This is a genomic window from Terriglobus sp. TAA 43, assembly GCF_000800015.1.
In the GTDB taxonomy this organism is placed as follows: Bacteria; Acidobacteriota; Terriglobia; order Terriglobales; family Acidobacteriaceae; genus Terriglobus.
On sequence record NZ_JUGR01000001.1, the window covers coordinates 163,645 to 180,131 of the forward strand.

Consider the following 16,487-nt stretch of genomic DNA (forward strand, 5'->3'; position numbering starts at 1 on the left):
TTCACGTAAGTGTTGATAAGGATTTACTTGATGCCTACATCCGGAACCACTGAGTAGCCAGGACGCAACAGGTGATCATCGTTCTCACCCTTTTCCAGGTCAATACGAACCGGGATGCGTTGCACCACCTTCACGTAGTTGCCCGTGGCGTTTTCCGGCGGGAAGAGCGACAAGCGCGAACCCGTTGCACCACCAACCTGCGTCACGCGGCCCTTGTACTTGCGGCCACCCAGGGCGTCTACCTTCACGGTAACTTCCTGGCCCACCTTCATGTTCTGAAGCTGAGTTTCCTTGAAGTTCGCGGTGATCCAGAGGTTATCCAGCGGGATGATCGTCAGCATGTTCTGGCCGGGCGAGATGTTCTGGCCCACCGAAACATTCTTCTTGTTGATGATGCCGGCGATCGGCGCGACGATGTGGCAGTAGCTGAGGTTCAGTTTTGCCTGATCCAGCTTTGCCTGCGCCGTCATGATGTCAGCGTTGGCTGCCTGTGCACGAGCCTGCTGCACCGCAACCTGCTTCGGAGCGTTTTCCCGTGCCTGCGCTGCATCGCTGCGTGCAGAGTTCAGCTTGGACACTGTCTGTGCCACTGCCGCCTGCTGTGCGGTCACATTCTGCTGCGCTTCCACCACGCTGGCGTCATACGCTGCCGCCTGAGCAACCGCCTGGTCAAACTGTTGCTTACTGATGACGTCCTTTTCCACCAGCGGCTTGTAACGCTCCACGTCGCGCTGCGCCTTCAGAGCATTTGCCTCTGCCTGAGCTACGCGTGCCTGTGCTGCAGACACGTTCTTCTGCGCCTGTGCCACAGCAGCTTCTGCTGTTGAAACGTCCGATCCTGACGTAGCCACCTGCGTGCGCTGCTGAACATTCACGATGGGGACGTTGGAGTTGGCCTGAACATAGCTGGCCTTGGCATTTGCAAGCTGTGCTTCTGCCTGCTCAACCGCTACCTGATAGTCGCGAGGATCAATGTCTGCGATGACGTCGCCCTGCTTGATCTCCTGGTTGTCCGTAACGTTGACCTTGATGACCTGGCCAGAGACACGTGCGGATACCTGGTAGAGATCGCCATCCACCTGCGCATCGTCCGTGTCCTCTGTCAGTGTGGAGCGCCAGTAGAAGAACCCAGCCACCAGAACGAGAAGTAGGACAACGACAATGATGATGAACTTACGACGAGCCTTGCCTGGTCCGGTTTCGGCCGGATCGGGTGCCGCTGCTTTGTTCTGCTGCTGTTGCTGCTGATCGGAATCTGCCACGATCACTTTCCTCCGAGTTGAAGAGCTTGTTTGTAATTCGTTCCGGCGTAGCCGACGGCGCGCGCCAATGAAAGCTTTGCAATGTTGTGCTGATACAGCGCGCTGATGTACTGGTTGTTCGCCTGCTCGGTTTGCGATTGCGCATCGGAAACAGCAAGGTTGTCTGACACGCCGGCACGGAAGCGCTGCTGAGCTTCGTTAAGCGCTTCGTTGGCCAGATCCATGTTGGATTTGGTGGCTTCTACCAGCTTTTCTGCAGCTTCAATATCCAGCAGAGCATCGCGAACGTCCGCGTTTACCTGCTGCACTTGATCGGAATAACGAGCCTGGGCCGCCTTCAGGTTGGCGTCTGCCACCTGGATGTCGCCCTGCGTGCGTGCAATCTGCAGGATGGGCACGGAGACCTGTCCCGTTGCAGTGTAGGTACCGTGCGAGTGAGCAGGCGTGGTACCCAGATCACCGTAGTCGCCATTGAAATCGACAGTCGGGTAATACTCTGCCTTGGCCGCGGACCTCTGCGCCTGCGCGCCCTTGATGCGCTCTGCCGATGCCGCAAGATCCTTGCGGTTCTTCTGCGCGTCAGCAAAAGCTTGTTCGGGGGTAGTGGGCGTTGCAGCAGTGAAGGGAGCTGAATCTGCAATGTTGAACTTCTGATCCAGCGGCAGGCCAATGGCGCGAGCCAAGTTCAGCTTGTCCTTCTCCAGATTGTTCTGCGTCTGGATTACCTGCTGGTCAGCGTTCTGATAATCCACACGGGCGCGCAGCACGTCCAGCTTAGGGCTGGTGCCTGCTTCATGCGCTGCAGTCGCCTGATCGAGAGATACCTGCGCAGTTGCACGTGATGCGATGGCTGCAGTAATGCGCGCCCGATCTGCGAGGCAAAGAAGATAGGCATTGCCAACAGTCAATACCACCATGTTGCGCGCGTCTTCTGCAGTTAGCTTCGCACCCTGGAAGTTATGCTTCGCAGCAATGTACTTCTGGATGCTGCTGACATTCACCAGCGACTGCGAAAGATATGCGCGGAAGTCAAAGACCTGGAAGGGGCCGATGATGGGGTTCAGGCCGGGGAAGCTCAAACCATAAGCTGCAAGGTTCACCTGTTCCACCGTGTAAGAGGCCGAGCCGGTTACCGTGGGGAGCAGCGCCTGCAGTGCCTGAAGCTTCTGGCCGCTCACTGTCTGCGTTTGTGCGCCCTGAAGAATCAGTCCCAGGTTCGTGCGAAAGCCACGCTGGATCGCATCATCCAGTGTTAGTTCCAGCACGCCATCCGTGGCCTTGCCTTCGACCAGCGATCCCTTGAAGTCCTGCTGTGTGACCTGCGTGCTGCCCGCTGCTTGTGGGACCGAACTAAAGATCTGCTCGGCAGTATCAACTGTGGTTACGCCGCTGGCAGTGTGGTTGTTGGTGCCCGGTTGTGTGCTCGCTGCCTGGGCAACGGCTCCGAGCGGCAGCATCAGCGAAAGAACAGCCGCCGCAGAGAGTGTCCAGCGCCGCGGATGGCAGTGAAAGCCTGAGGCTCGATCGTGTTGCGTCATACGCTCCATTGCGACCCAAGCGGCTCGGTTCCACGTCTCCACTGACTCGCGGGTCAGTGGCCGGGCGTCGGCCATGCTTCGGTTTCCTACTTCAGATGCAGTCAACCCCATCTCTCGATGCAGAAAATGTTGCCTGCGTGCCACAAATTCTGTGCAGATTCTTTTCAGCGTAATTCACCGCTCCGTTCTATCCTGTTGATTCGCGCTCTGGAACGGGCTGCGAAGAGGGGGAACTGAAGAATTGCGCCGCATTCGCACGGGAGTTGTGGGGTTTGGACTGGCAGGACGCGTCTTTCACGCGCCCTTCGTAGACGCTATTCCTGAACTGGAGCTGGCCTATATTGTTCAGCGCTCCGGCGACGAGGCGAAACGCGCCTTCCCGCAGGCAGAACAGCTTCGCAGCTTTGAAGACCTTTTACAGAGTGATGTGGAACTGGTGGTGCTGGGAACTCCGACCATCAGCCACTATCCCATGTCGAAACAGGCTCTGCTGGCAGGTAAAAACGTGGTCTGCGATAAGCCCATGACCACCACCACCGCGCAGGCGGAGGAACTGGAGAAAATCGCTCTTCAGAAGGGTCTGCTGCTGTTTCCGTTCCACAATCGCCGCTGGGATGGTGATTTTCAGACATTGCAGGGCATCATTCGCGATGGCCGCGTGGGTCGTGTGGTCATGCTGGAATCGCGGTTTGATCGCTATCGTCCTGAGCCAAAGCCGAATGCGTGGCGCGAGGAAGAAAACGCGGGCGGCGGGCAGCTCTATGACATTGGGCCGCACCTGATTGACCAGGCGCTGACCCTTTTCGGGCGTCCGTCGACGTTGACCGCGAATGTCCGTACCGACCGCAACGTGGGTAAGGTTCCGGATGGCTTTGATTTGACGTTGGTGTTCGATACCAACCGCGATGACCGCAAGATCACTGTGAAGTTGGGAACCAGCGTTCTGGCCGCCGATCCGGCACCGCGTTACCGATTGAACGGAACCGGCGGCACCTATGTAAAGAACGGGCTGGACCCACAGGAGCCGACCATTCTGGCTGGCCATCTGCCACCACGGCAAGGCGCTGAAGAGCTTTGGCTGCAGGAGCCGGAGGATCGCTACGGCATTCTGACCTTCTGCCCGAACACGCAGAAACCGAACGAGTTGGAGAAGGAAATCATCCCCACACTGCCTGGTGACTATCGCGGGTTCTATCAAAATGTTGCGGATTCGCTGCTGGGATTGGCGGCGCCTGAGGTAACGGCACGTTGCGCTGTCCGAACAGCGCGCATGATCGATCTGGCATATGAAAGTGCTCGCGTTGGAGCTACGGTCCGCGTCGATCATACCGGCTGGTAAATCAAAAGTATTTGTTTCAGGAAGAGGGTGTAAGTAGTTGCCATCATTGAGAAAAGAGTTGCCCCGAGGATTTCGCTGGGCAGCTGTAAAGGCAGGCATTAAGGCTAGCGGCCGGACCGATGTCGCGGTGGCGGTGGCGGATCGTGCGGCATCTGCAGCGGTCATGTTTACGGACAATCAGATGGTCGCTGCTCCGGTAACGGTGGGTCGGAAACACATGGCCGCCACTCAGGGCCGAGTGAAGGCCGTTGTTGTGAACGCGGGCAATGCCAACTGTGCAACGGGAGCGCCGGGTATCGCCGTTTCCGAAGAAACCTGCCGGAAGGCTGCGGAGTTGTTTGGTTGTACGGCGGAAGAGGTCATCCCTTCTTCGACCGGCATCATTGGCGTGCCTTTGCCGGTAGAAAAGCTGACGAATGCATTGCCGCTTGCTGCAGAGCGCCTTGCGAACACCAATAAGGCAGCGGAAGATTTCGCCACTGCCATCATGACCACCGACACCAAGATGAAGGTGTCGCAGGCGACGGTGGAAGCGGCAGAGACCTCTGTGCGCATCTTCGGATGCTGCAAGGGCGCAGGTATGATCGGACCGCAGCTCGGTCCGCCGCATGCGACGATGCTGGTCTATCTGTTTACCGACCTTGCTGTGGAGCCTGCTGTCCTGCGCGACCTTCTTCAAGGCCGTGTGGAAGCCAGCTTCAACTCCATCAGCGTGGATGGCGACACCTCGACCAATGACACCGTGCTGTTGCTGGCGAGCGGTGCCAGCGGTGTGAAGTGGAGCGATGCACCGCGCAGTTTTCAGGACGATTTCTGCGATGCTCTGCAGCAGGTCTGCAATGAGTTGGCGCACGCCATCATTGACGACGGTGAAGGTGTGACGCACGTCGTGACGCTGGAAATCAGCGGTACCGCAAACGATGCGGACGCCAAGACCATTGCCAAATCCATCGCGCATTCGCCGCTGTGCAAGACGGCGTGGTCCAGCGCCGATCCGAACTGGGGACGCATCATCGCCGCCGCAGGCTATGCCGGTGTGCCGTTTTCGCCGGAAGAGACGACGGTGACGATTGGTGGCGTGAAAGTTTTCGACCGAGGCGTGCGTGCAGCGGGATATGACGAGGCCGTTGTCCACGAAAAGATGAAGCAGCGCGAATACACCATCGCCGTCAGCGTTGGGAATGGGCCAGGCCGTTCCCGTTTCCTGACCTGCGACCTGACGGTGGAATACGTGCATATCAACGCGGATTATTCGACCTAAGCGACCGATTCGTTTCGCTTATACCTTTTCCTCTTCGCACTTATAATGGCTGTGGTTGAAATGTGCGTGCTGAGTCGTTTCAGCACGCGCATCTTCTGTCACGTATCGACACAGAATCTGGAGCAGCGATGGCGACCAATGTAGCAGTGCCCCCGGCAAGCGCCCTGAACGACCGGCAGCAGGAAATTGCAGAGTGGATTGAAGCGTTTGACGAGATGATCGTCGCTGAAGGCGCGGAGCAGGGTGCGGAGCTGATGACAGCTCTGCGTCAGCGCGCACGCGAAGCAGGCGTCACCGCCGGCATTGAACTCACCACGCCGTACAAGAACACCATCCCCAAGCATGACGAGATTCCGTATCCCGGCGACCGCGATATGGAACGCCGCGTGGAAGCGCTGATCCGCTGGAATGCCATGGCCATGGTTCATGGCCAGAACAAGAAGGACGCCGGTATTGGCGGCCATATTTCCACGTATTCGTCAGTGGCGACGCTGTTTGAAGTTGGCTTCAACCACTTCTTCCATGCCAAGTACACCGCTGCTGACGGCACCGAGCAGCCCGGTGACTTTGTTTATTTTCAGGGCCACGCATCGCCCGGTGTTTATGCTCGCGCCTTCCTCGAAGGCCGCTTGAGCGAGCAGCATCTGCTGAACTTCCGCCATGAACTGCGGGATCATCCTGGCCTGTCGAGCTATCCGCATCCGTGGCTGATGAAGGATTTCTGGCAGTTCCCAACGGTGTCGATGGGCATTGGCCCGCTGAACGCGATCTACCAGGCTCGCTTCATGAAGTACCTGGAGAACCGCAACCTGATCCCGCATACCGACCGCAAGGTTTGGGCATTTGTGGGTGATGGTGAGTCGGACGAAGTCGATACGCTCGGTGCGATTTCGCTGGCAACGCGTGAGAATCTGGACAACCTGATCTTCGTCGTCAACTGCAACCTGCAGCGCCTTGATGGTCCGGTGCGTGGCAACAAGCGCATCATCGACGAACTGGAAGGCCACTTCCGCGGTTGCGGTTGGAACGTAATCAAGGTTGTCTGGGGCACGGATTGGGATGCGCTGTTTGAGCGTGACCACACTGGCCTGTTGCTGAAGCGAATGGAAGAGTGCGTGGATGGCGACTTCCAAGCGTACAAGGCCAAGGGCGGCGCGTACCTGCGTGAGCACTTCTTCGGCAAGTATCCGCAGTTGGTTGAGTTGGTGAAGGACTACACCGACGAGCAGCTTTCCAAGCTGCACCGTGGTGGCCATGATGCGCAGAAGGTCTACAACGCTTATAAGCGCGCTGTGGAGCACAAGGGTGGACCAACGGTCATCCTTGCCAAGACGGTGAAGGGCTATGGCTTTGCATCTACTGAAGGCCGTAACGCTGCACACAACGAGAAGAAGCTGACCGACGAGGGCGTGATCGCGTTCAAGCAGCGCTTCGACATCCCCGTGCCGGATGAGCAGGCTGCTGCGGGTAAACCGTGGAAGCCTTCGGACGACGCGCCGGAGTTGAAGTATCTGCAGGAGCGTCGTTCGAACCTGGGTGGCTATGTGCCCACGCGTGGATGGAAGCCGTTCAGCTTTACGAATCCTGCGGTCGACTTCTACAAGGAATGGCTCGGTGGATCGAAGGGGCGCGCTGTTTCCACCACGATGGTGTTCGTTGCCATCCTGCGCGCGCTGATGAAGGACAAGAACATCGGTCGCCTGGTTGTTCCAATTGTTCCTGACGAAGGTCGTACGTTCGGTATGGAATCGGCTGTGAAGCAGGTGGGAATCTACGCCAGCGAAGGCCAGAAGTACACGCCGCACGATAGCGACATGCTGCTTTCGTACCGCGAAGAAAAAGACGGCCAGATTCTGGAAGAGGGCATCACCGAAGCAGGCTCCATGGCCAGCTTCACCGCTGCCGGAACGGCTTATGCGAACTACGGTGTGCCGTCGGTTCCGTTCTACATGTACTACTCCATGTTCGGCTTCCAGCGTATTGGCGACATGGCGTGGGCATTTGCGGATTCGCGCGGTAAGGGCTTCCTGATGGGCGGCACTGCTGGACGCACGACGATGCTTGGCGAAGGTTTGCAGCATCAGGACGGCCACTCGCATGTGATCAGCAGCACCATTCCTACGTGCGTCAGCTATGACCCGGCGTTTGCCTATGAGATGGCTGTGATTCTGCAGGACGGCATGCAGCGCATGTACGTGAACGACGAGCAGATCTTCTACTACGTCACCATGTACAACGAGGACTACGTTCACCCGGAAATGCCGCAGGGCGACAACGTCCGCGAGGGCATTCTGAAGGGCCTGTATCGCTTCAAGTCAGCTCCGAAGGGCAAGGCGACTGTGCAGCTCTTTGGTTCGGGCACCATCCTGAACGAAGTGCTGAAGGCGCAGGAGATTCTTTCCAGCAAGTTCGGCATTGAGGCGGATGTGTGGAGTGTGCCGAGCTACACCGAGCTTCGTCGTGACGCGCTTGCGATCGAGCGTTGGAACCGCCTGCATCCGTTCGAAGCAGAGAAGACACCGTATCTGGTGGAAGCTCTTGGCGATGCGCCGGGACCAGTCATTGCAGCCAGCGATTGGATGAAGGTGATGCCGGATGCCTTGTCGCCTTGGCTGGGCAAGCGTCTGGTGACACTAGGCACGGACGGTTTTGGACGCAGCGATAATCGCGAAAATCTGCGCGAGTTCTTTGAAGTGGATGCGAAGGCGATTGTTGCCGCAACCATCTCAAAGCTGGTGCGTGATGGCGCGTTGAAGGCCAAGGATGCGAAGAAAGCGTTCGCTGAGATCGGTGTCAACACGGAAGCCCCAGAACCTTCGAAGCAGTAAAGCGTCTTAACTGCACGATCGGAAAGCGCCTGTTATGACAGGCGCTTTTCCTTTTGGCGTCTATTGGGTGGGGAACGATCAAAGCGTTTTGATAGGATTCATTTCGCCATGAATTCAGCCCGTCGCGATCTTCTGAAGTTCTCTCCGCTTGCTCTTGCCGCCTTTGTGCCGTCCGTTGGTTCGGCACAGGTCACGGGAGCCTCCACGCCATCGACTCCTACCGTCTTCGATGTTCGTAACTATGGCGCATCGGGAACAGGGAAGCAGTTGGATACCAACGGCATCAATGCGGCGATTGAAGCGGCCACCAAGGCAGGCGGTGGCACGGTTGTCTTCCCGGCGGGAACCTATCTTACGTTCTCTATTCGTCTCAAAAGCAATATCCATCTCTATCTATCGCAGGGAGCGGTGATTCTGGCGGCGGAATCACCCAAGCCCGGTGAAACCACGGGACAGATGGGTGGCGTGTATGACGCTGCAGAGCCGCAGAATCCGGCGATTGAACCGTTCCAGGATTTCGGCCATAACCATTGGCACAACTCGCTGATCTGGGGTGAGGGCATTGAGAATGTGTCCATCACCGGTCCTGGCTTGATCTATGGCAAAGGGTTGTCGTTCGGCGCCACGCGTGCCGCTCGTGGCGACTATCCGATTTACAAAGCGGAGCAGGCTGGCGTGGGTAACAAGGCCATTGCGATGAAGAACTGTCGCAATGTGACCTTCCGCGAGTTTCGTCTGTTGAAGGGCGGTCACTTCGGATTCTTGCTTACAGGCGTGGACAATCTGGTTATTGATGGCTTGCTGATCGACACGGATCGCGACGGTATTGATATCGACTGCTGCAAGAATGTGCATGTCTCTAATTGCACAGTTAACTCGCCGTGGGATGACGGTATCTGCCCGAAGTCGAGTTATGCGCTGGGCTATGCTCGTGCGACGGAGAACGTCACCATCACTGGTTGCACGGTGACGGGCGATTACATGCTGGGCACGGTGTTGGACGGTACTTACAAACACTTTCCTGCAGATGCACCACAGACGTATCGCACGGGACGCATCAAGTGCGGCACAGAATCCAACGGCGGATTCAAGAACATCACCATCTCAAACTGCGTCTTTGATGGTTGCCACAGCCTTTGTCTTGAGAGTGAGGACGGCGCGCTGTGCGAGGACATCGCCATCTCAAATATCACCATGCGCGATCTGTTTGCGGGCCCGCTGTTCTTCCGCCTCGGGGCACGTCTACGCGGGCCTAAGCCGGAGACAAAGCCGGGAACGCTTCAACGAATTGTGGTGAACAACATCACCAGCTATAACTCCACGTCGAACCTGTGCAACATCCTTTCGGGGATCCCGGACTTTCCGATCCGCGATGTGAAGATCAGCAACTTCTACATGCAGCATCGGGGCGGGGCGACGGCCGATAAGGCAAAGCTGGTGCCACCGGAAGAGATTGCGAAGTATCCCGACCCTGAGATGTTTGGCCCTATGCCAGCACAGGGCTTCTTCCTACGCCATGTGCGTAACGTGGAAGTGAGTCACGTGGAGATTGCGCCAGCGCAGTCAGATGCGCGTCCGTCGTTTGTGTTGGAAGACGTGGACAGGGCCGACTTCTTTGCCATTACCGCACCGACTACGCCCAGCGCTTTCGACTTCCGTCATGCGAAGGATGTGCGCGTGGGATGGAGCAGGGCCGCGAAGGACGCGGTGTTTGCCGATGCCAGCGGCAAGACACTCTAGAGAACAAAGGGTGTGCGAAGTGAGCTTCGCACACCCTTTAATTTCGGGGAGGTATCGTTTAGCGGTCGCGGTCGGTCACGTAGCCGGGAACCCACTGCAGTGCGCGTAGCGCCTTGGCAGCTTCGCTGTTTGCAGCAGGTAGATCGACGATGGACTGACGAGCTGCTTCCGCATAGGCGCGGGCTGCGTCCATGGCGTATTCCAGCGATCCGTGGTGCGTCAGGATTTCCAGAATGGTGGCGTGCTTCACGCGGCTGAAGTTGCGGTCGGCGAGCACTGTGCGGATGGCTTCGCGTTCCGCGCCTGTGCCACGTTCCAGCGCGTGGATCACGGCGAGTGTTGCTTTGCCTTCGCGCAGATCGCTGGCGGCAGGCTTGCCAATGGTGGACTCTTCGCCGGTGATGTCAAGCACATCATCAACAATCTGGAATGCAAGGCCGAGGTTACGGCCGTACTCACCAAGCTGTTGTTCTACTTCATCGCTGGCACCGGAGAGGGCAGCGCCAAGCTGCATGCTGACCTTGAACAGCATCGCGGTCTTGCGGAAGATCAGGTCGAAGTACTCTTCTTCGTTGATCAGGTGACCCAGCTTTTGAATCTGTAGCAGTTCGCCTTCGACCATCTGCTGCGTTAGTCCGATGAGCAGATCCAGCACGTGGAAATTGCGCTCTTCCAGGGCCGTCTGGAACGACTGCATGTACAACCAGTCGCCTGCGAGGACGCACTTGCTTTCGCCCCACACGGTGTTGGTGCTGGCCTTGCCGCGTCGCGTCTTCGCTTCGTCAATGATGTCGTCATGAACCAGCGTGGCGGTGTGCAGCATCTCGACGACGGCACCCATGCGGATACGGCTTTCGCCTTGGAAGCCGAGCGCCTTTGCCGCGAGCAACAGCAGCAGCGGACGGATGCGTTTGCCACCGCCTGCCAGCAGATATTCTGCAATGTCTTGAATGACAGCGACTTCGGACTGTGACTGTTTGCCGAACTCGCGCTCTACGGCAGCAAGATCGTCACGTACGAGGTCGAAGACCTGTTTGGCAGTCGCACTGGGGAGAAGACTCACGCTTTTCAAACTGTAACAGTTCTTTGACGCGAAAGCAGTGCAGCGGGACGCAGGAAAGAGAAACCCCGTCCACAACTTACGTCATGAACGGGGCATGGGTTCGTGAGAGGGTTTAGTTCGAGCGGTAGTTGGTGAACTGAAGCTCCACGCCGAAGTCCTTGCCCTTGAGCAGGGCAATGATCTGCTGCAGGACGTCACGGTCTTTGCTGGTGATGCGGACAGTGTCGCCCTGGATGGATGCCTGCGCCTTCAGCTTGCTGTCTTTCACGGCCGCGGTGATCTTCTTCGCGGAGTCGCCTTCGATGCCCTGCTTGAGCTTGATCTTCTGACGGACGGAGGAGTTGGATGCTGGTTCGATCTTCTCGTACTCTAGGTTCTTCAGAGACACGTTCCGCTTCACGAGTTTTTGCGAAAGGATCTCAGTGACGGCCTTCAACGTGTACTCATCCTGCGAGGCGAGTTGGATGGCGTCGTTGCCTTCGAGGTTGATGGTGGACTTTGAATTCTTCAGGTCGAAGCGGGCGTTGACTTCCTTGGTGGCCTGATCGATCGCGTTCTTTACTTCCTGCACTTCGACTTTGCTTACGACGTCAAAACTGTTATCGGCTGCCATTGTTCGTTCTCCTTGCCAGTACTGCAATCCTGCAAAAGCTGATGATTTAGAGCGGCAGAAAGATGCCGCACGTTGCCGGGCTATTCTACGCGGAAGAGGCGACGAAAGTTTCCGGTGGTTTCCTGTGCGAGCTGTTCCAGCGGGATCTTGCGCAACTCGGCGACAAACTCCGCTGTCACGCGTGTGCGTCCGGGCTCGTTGCGTTCGCCGCGATAGGGGATCGGAGCCAGGAAGGGGGCGTCAGTTTCTACCAGGTATCGATCAGCAGGCACGAGTTCTGCAGCTTCGCGGATGGACGGGAACCGCGCGTACGTGACATTGCCCGCGAAGGATAGGTAGAACCCAAGATCGAGTGCGCGGCGTGCTTCGTCGGCTGTTCCGGAGAAGCAGTGCATCACGCCAACGCCGCCCTTGTTCGAGAAGTTTTCGGCAATTAGGCGCAGCAGGTCATCCTGCGCGTCAGCAGGACCAAAGCGCTCCTTTGCCTGCGGCGTGGCGAGTTCGCTGGTGCGGCAGTGGATGAGGATGGGTTTGTTTGCCGCGAGGGCAATCTCCATCTGCGCAAGGAATGCCTGCTGCTGCACGTCGATATCGGGGTTTTCGATGTGGTAGTAGTCCAGCCCGATTTCACCAATGGCAACAACGTTTTCATCCGCTGCGAGAGTGCGCAGTTTGTTTAGTGCGGCATCGTTTGCGTGTTGTGCTTCCTGCGGATGAATGCCTGCCGATGCGACGATGCATGGCACAGCGGGATTGTCCTTGTACTTCACGGCAAGATCGCGTGCGCGATGCATCGTCTCCGGGCCATCACCGATACCCACGGAAAGGATTGTGCGCACGTCCGCTTCCAGCGAACGCGCTAGTACAGCGTCGAGATCGTCGGCGTAAGTGGGGAAGTCGAGATGTGCGTGCGAATCGACGATGTGCATAGGTGCAACTACCGCAAGCGCGCTCCGATTTCGATGTCTTCGATGAAGCTGGCGAGTGCGGGGGTGCCGTCGCCGATGGAAGCGGCAACGACCATGCCCTGCGACTCGAAGCCACGCAGCTTGCGCGGTGCAAGGTTCGCAACGATGACAACCTTACGGCCGATCAGCTTTTCCGGTTCGTAGAACTGCGCGATGCCTGCAAGGATCTGGCGCTTCTCATAGCCCAGGTCTACTTCAAGACGGAGAAGCTTGTCAGCCTTGGGGACACGCTCGGCAACTAGCACCTGCGCCACGCGGAGGTCGACCTTTGCGAAGTCGTCGATGGTGATCTCTGGTGTATCCGGCTTGGCGGGAGCGGCTGCGGCTTCTGCTGATGGCGCGGTGGTCGCATCGCTTACGGGTGTCAGCTTCTGTTCGCCTTCGGCAAGGTTCTGCGGCGCGTTGGCATCGGTGGTTGCGGGCTTCTGTTCTGCGTCGTTCATGCGAGTAATCAGTTCCTTTTCCGCGCGCGGGAAGATGGGCGCGAGTGTTCCAAGCTTTGTGTTTGCGGCGAATCCGCCTTGTGTCAGGTCGCGCAGTTCGCCAGTTTCGGCGGCGCGTTCAATGGAGCCGAGTCCAAGCTGATCCCACACGCGTGCCGTGACATACGGCAGTACAGGATGCAGCAGGGCAGTCATGATACGGATGCTCTTCGCAGCTGTGCGCAGGACTGTGGCAAGGCGTTCGCGGTGCTCGGGATTCTTTGCCAGCTTCCACGGCGCATTCGCTGTCAGGTAACCGTCTGTCGCTGCAATCAACGCAGAGGTGGCTTGCACAGCGACCGTGAAGTCCTGCGTCTCCAGCCCACGTCCCACAGCTTCAATCGCAGTGGTGATGTCCGATGTGAGTTCCGTTGTAAGAGCGGCATCCGGAATCACGCCATCGAAGTTCTGGACGAGCATGCTCAACGTGCGGCTGACGAGGTTGCCGTAGCCGTTCGCAAGATCGCTGTTGTAGCGCGCAACGAGAGCGTCGAACGAGAACGAACCATCCTGGCCGAACGAAATCTCACGCAGCAGGAAGTAACGCAGAACATCCGCGCCGAAAAGGTCCTGTTCGTTCTTCTCGAGTTCGGGCTTCAAGGAACCGAATGCGTCAAGGATGGTTTCCGAGCGCACAATGTTGCCGCGGCTCTTGCTCATCTTGCTCTCTTCGAACAGAAGCCAGCCGTGCGCAACGATCTTCTTCGGTAGCGGTAGTTCTGCGGCCAGCAAGAACGCGGGCCAGTAGACGCAGTGGAAACGTACGATTTCCTTGCCAACAAAGTGCAGATCGGCCGGCCAGTAGCGCGCAAACATCTCTGCGCCCTCTTCGCTTTCGTCGCCGTATCCCACTGCGGTCATGTAGTTGGCCAGCGCATCCAGCCACACATAGATGACATGCTTCTGCGTAGTGGTATCCGCAGCGGGCGAGGGAACAGGAATGCCCCAATCAAAGCTGGTACGCGAGACAGAAAGGTCCTTCACCGCGCCGGGAACGTAGGGGATGCCGGTATCGCTCAGCAGTGTTTCTGCACCAGAGTTCACAGGGCCGCGCAGGAAGCTCAGAACTTCGTTCTTGCGCGCTTCCGGCGTGATGGTGAGCTGGTTCGATTCGATGAGGTCAATCAGTGGCTTCTGGTAGGCCGACAGACGGAAGAAGAAGTTCTCTTCCGTTACTTCTTCGGTTACGCGACCGCATTCGGGGCAATGATCGCCAACGGGCACATCGACGAAGGCCTCATCGGAAACGCAGTATGCACCGGTGTAGCGATCGAGATAGATCGCACCCTTCTCATACAGAACACGGAACAGCTTCTGCACGCCGATCTTGTGCTTCTCGTCGGTGGTGCGAATGTACTGGTCGTAGCTGATGCCCATGCGGTGCCACAGCGTGCGGAAGGTGGCGGAGACCTCATCCGTGAACTGCTGCGGCGGAACGCCTGCGGACGCGGCGCTGCGGCCAATCTTCTGACCATGTTCGTCGGTCCCGGTCAAGAAGTAGGTGTCGGCGCCATCGAGGCGCTTACGGCGCGCCAGCGTGTCTGCGGCAATGGTTGTATACGCATGGCCGATATGTGGCCGGGCGTTGACGTAATAAATCGGAGTCGTGAGATAGAACTTATTGGGCATCGCGCTAACGGTCAGTTTATCAGCGCCATTGGAAAAGCTTCCGCGCAAGGCCCATAGGGGTCGCCGATAAGTTTCGATGAAAAGCAGATATTACGTGTACTTAGCAGCCACTACGCGTGGTCCGGGCGCGGCTACAATCATCCTCATGGGAAAGATGACCGTAGTTACCGGCGCAGCCGGATTCATCGGACGCAACACAGTGGCAGAGTTGAACCGCCGGGGCAAAACCGATCTATTGCTGGTGGATGACCTGGGAACGGGTGAAAAGTGGCAGAACCTGAACGGCCTGCGGTATGAAGACCTGATCCCGGTCAATGAGTTTCTGGATCGCATCCACGGCGTGGGTGCGGAGGAACTGCCGGAGATTGACGGCATCGTGCATCTGGGCGCGTGTTCCGCCACCACCGAGAAGGATGCGGACTACCTCCTGACCAACAACTACGGCTACACACGCACCCTGGCCCAGTGGTCGCAGGAGCATGGCGCGCGTTTCGTCTATGCCTCCTCTGCTGCCACCTACGGCGATGGTTCGCTTGGGTATGACGACGATGACAGCGTAACGCCGAAGCTGGAGCCGTTGAACATGTACGGCTATTCCAAGCACATGTTTGATCTGTGGGCTTTGAAGAATGGCTTCTTTGCCAATGGTCATCCCATTGCAGGTGTGAAGTACTTCAACGTGTACGGCCCGTACGAAGACCACAAGGACGACATGCGTTCCGTGGTGCACAAGAGCTTTGGCCAGATTCACGACGGTGACGGCAAGGTGAAGCTGTTCAAGAGCCATCGTCCGGAGTACAAGGACGGCGAGCAGATGCGCGACTTCGTGTATGTGAAGGACGCTGTCGATGTCACGCTGTGGCTGCTGGAGAACCCGCAGATTGGCGGTGTGTTCAACTGCGGCGCCGGCATTTCGCGTACGTGGAATGACCTGGTTACGGCGGTCTATGCGGCAAGCGGCAAAAAGCCGAACATCGAATACGTCGACATGCCGGAGACTCTGCGCGAGAAGTATCAGTACTACACCGAAGCCAAGCCGGACAAACTGCGCGCAGCGGGATACACCAAACCATTTACAACGCTGGAAGATGGCATTCACGACTACGTGAAGGGCTATCTGGAGCCGCGTGCGGAGAAGTTAAAGGGATGAAGGAATTGAGCGTTTTACAAAGCAACGTAGCCGATGCCAAGGTCGTGCTGGACACGATTCTGGAGCTTGAACCGCAGGTTGAAGAGGCAGCACGAGTACTTGCCGATGCGCTGCTGCGCGGCAACAAGCTGCTGGCATGCGGCAATGGCGGATCGGCGGCGGATGCATCGCATCTGACCACGGAGTTTGTGGTTCGCTTCCACAAGGAGCGCCGCCCCTATCCCGCGATCAGCCTTACCGCAAACGGTGGCGATCTGACGGCCTGCGGCAACGATTACAGCTTCGACGATGTGTTTTCGCGGCAGGTACGTGCCTTCGGCTTGAAGGGTGACGTTCTGTTTGCCTACACTACCAGCGGCAACAGCGAGAACGTGCTGCGTGCGCTGAATACGGCGCGGCAGTATGGTGTTGCCACGGTTGCCTTTCTTGGACGCGACGGTGGAGCATGCGCAGGCATTGCAGATGTGGAACTGATTGTGCGTCACAACGTGACGGCACGTATCCAGGAAGCACACAAGCTGCTGCTGCACACTATCTGCGAGCTGGTGGAGCTTCGGCTCCTTGCTGCCGCAGAGGCAGGAGAACAACCGCTAACTTAAGCGGGACAGGCGAAT

General features: G+C 57.8%; 12 protein-coding genes. 6 read left to right on the plus strand and 6 right to left on the minus strand.

The annotated features are described in order from the left end of the window. Window positions 1-23 precede the first annotated feature (23 nt). Together M504_RS00670 and M504_RS00675 are read right to left on the minus strand one after the other, a co-directional pair. The gene (locus M504_RS00670) at window positions 24-1,262 is read right to left on the minus strand and encodes an HlyD family secretion protein (RefSeq protein WP_047492882.1); all 1,239 of its coding nucleotides are present in this window, start codon (window positions 1,260-1,262) and stop codon (window positions 24-26) included. Between the two features lie 2 nt (window positions 1,263-1,264). Continuing rightward, the gene (locus tag M504_RS00675; RefSeq protein ID WP_232296102.1) at window positions 1,265-2,875 is read right to left on the minus strand and encodes a TolC family protein; all 1,611 of its coding nucleotides are present in this window, start codon (window positions 2,873-2,875) and stop codon (window positions 1,265-1,267) included. A gap of 166 nt (window positions 2,876-3,041) precedes the next feature. On the opposite strand from M504_RS00675, the gene M504_RS00680 reads away from it, so the two are divergent. The 4 genes from M504_RS00680 to M504_RS00695 all read left to right on the plus strand — a co-directional run bounded on the left by M504_RS00680 (window position 3,042) and on the right by M504_RS00695 (window position 9,968). After that, entirely contained in the window at window positions 3,042-4,139 is a 1,098-nt protein-coding gene (locus M504_RS00680; protein ID WP_047486806.1) for a Gfo/Idh/MocA family oxidoreductase, read from the plus strand. Between the two features lie 58 nt (window positions 4,140-4,197). Next, window positions 4,198-5,400, plus strand: a complete 1,203-nt coding sequence (gene argJ, locus M504_RS00685) for a bifunctional glutamate N-acetyltransferase/amino-acid acetyltransferase ArgJ (RefSeq protein WP_232296103.1) — start codon at window positions 4,198-4,200, stop codon at window positions 5,398-5,400. A 128-nt stretch (window positions 5,401-5,528) separates the two neighbouring features. Next, complete coding sequence (gene aceE, locus M504_RS00690; RefSeq protein ID WP_047492886.1) at window positions 5,529-8,228, plus strand: pyruvate dehydrogenase (acetyl-transferring), homodimeric type; 2,700 nt, start codon at window positions 5,529-5,531, stop codon at window positions 8,226-8,228. Window positions 8,229-8,336: 108 nt separating this feature from the next. Beyond that, a complete protein-coding gene (locus M504_RS00695; RefSeq protein ID WP_047486811.1) occupies window positions 8,337-9,968 on the plus strand; it encodes a glycoside hydrolase family 28 protein in 1,632 nt (543 codons plus the stop codon). Window positions 9,969-10,026: 58 nt separating this feature from the next. Here the strand turns inward: M504_RS00695 and M504_RS00700 are convergent, their stop codons facing one another. The 4 genes from M504_RS00700 to metG all read right to left on the minus strand — a co-directional run bounded on the left by M504_RS00700 (window position 10,027) and on the right by metG (window position 14,723). Continuing rightward, entirely contained in the window at window positions 10,027-11,031 is a 1,005-nt protein-coding gene (locus tag M504_RS00700; protein ID WP_047486814.1) for a polyprenyl synthetase family protein, read from the minus strand. A gap of 112 nt (window positions 11,032-11,143) precedes the next feature. After that, the gene (locus M504_RS00705) at window positions 11,144-11,644 is read right to left on the minus strand and encodes a YajQ family cyclic di-GMP-binding protein (protein WP_047486816.1); all 501 of its coding nucleotides are present in this window, start codon (window positions 11,642-11,644) and stop codon (window positions 11,144-11,146) included. A gap of 80 nt (window positions 11,645-11,724) precedes the next feature. Continuing rightward, on the minus strand, window positions 11,725-12,573 hold the full coding sequence (locus M504_RS00710) for a TatD family hydrolase (RefSeq protein WP_047486819.1): 849 nt from the start codon (window positions 12,571-12,573) through the stop codon (window positions 11,725-11,727). A gap of 8 nt (window positions 12,574-12,581) precedes the next feature. Further along, window positions 12,582-14,723: a methionine--tRNA ligase gene (metG, locus tag M504_RS00715; RefSeq protein WP_047492888.1), complete on the minus strand. Its 2,142-nt coding sequence runs from the start codon at window positions 14,721-14,723 to the stop codon at window positions 12,582-12,584. 94 nt (window positions 14,724-14,817) lie between these two features. Between metG and rfaD the strand changes: the two genes are divergently transcribed. Continuing rightward, window positions 14,818-15,873, plus strand: coding sequence for an ADP-glyceromanno-heptose 6-epimerase (rfaD, locus tag M504_RS00720; protein ID WP_232296104.1), 1,056 nt, complete (start codon window positions 14,818-14,820; stop codon window positions 15,871-15,873). Then, window positions 15,870-16,472, plus strand: a complete 603-nt coding sequence (locus M504_RS00725) for an SIS domain-containing protein (RefSeq protein ID WP_047486822.1) — start codon at window positions 15,870-15,872, stop codon at window positions 16,470-16,472. Before rfaD ends, M504_RS00725 begins: the two co-directional genes overlap by 4 nt. Window positions 16,473-16,487 lie beyond the last annotated feature (15 nt).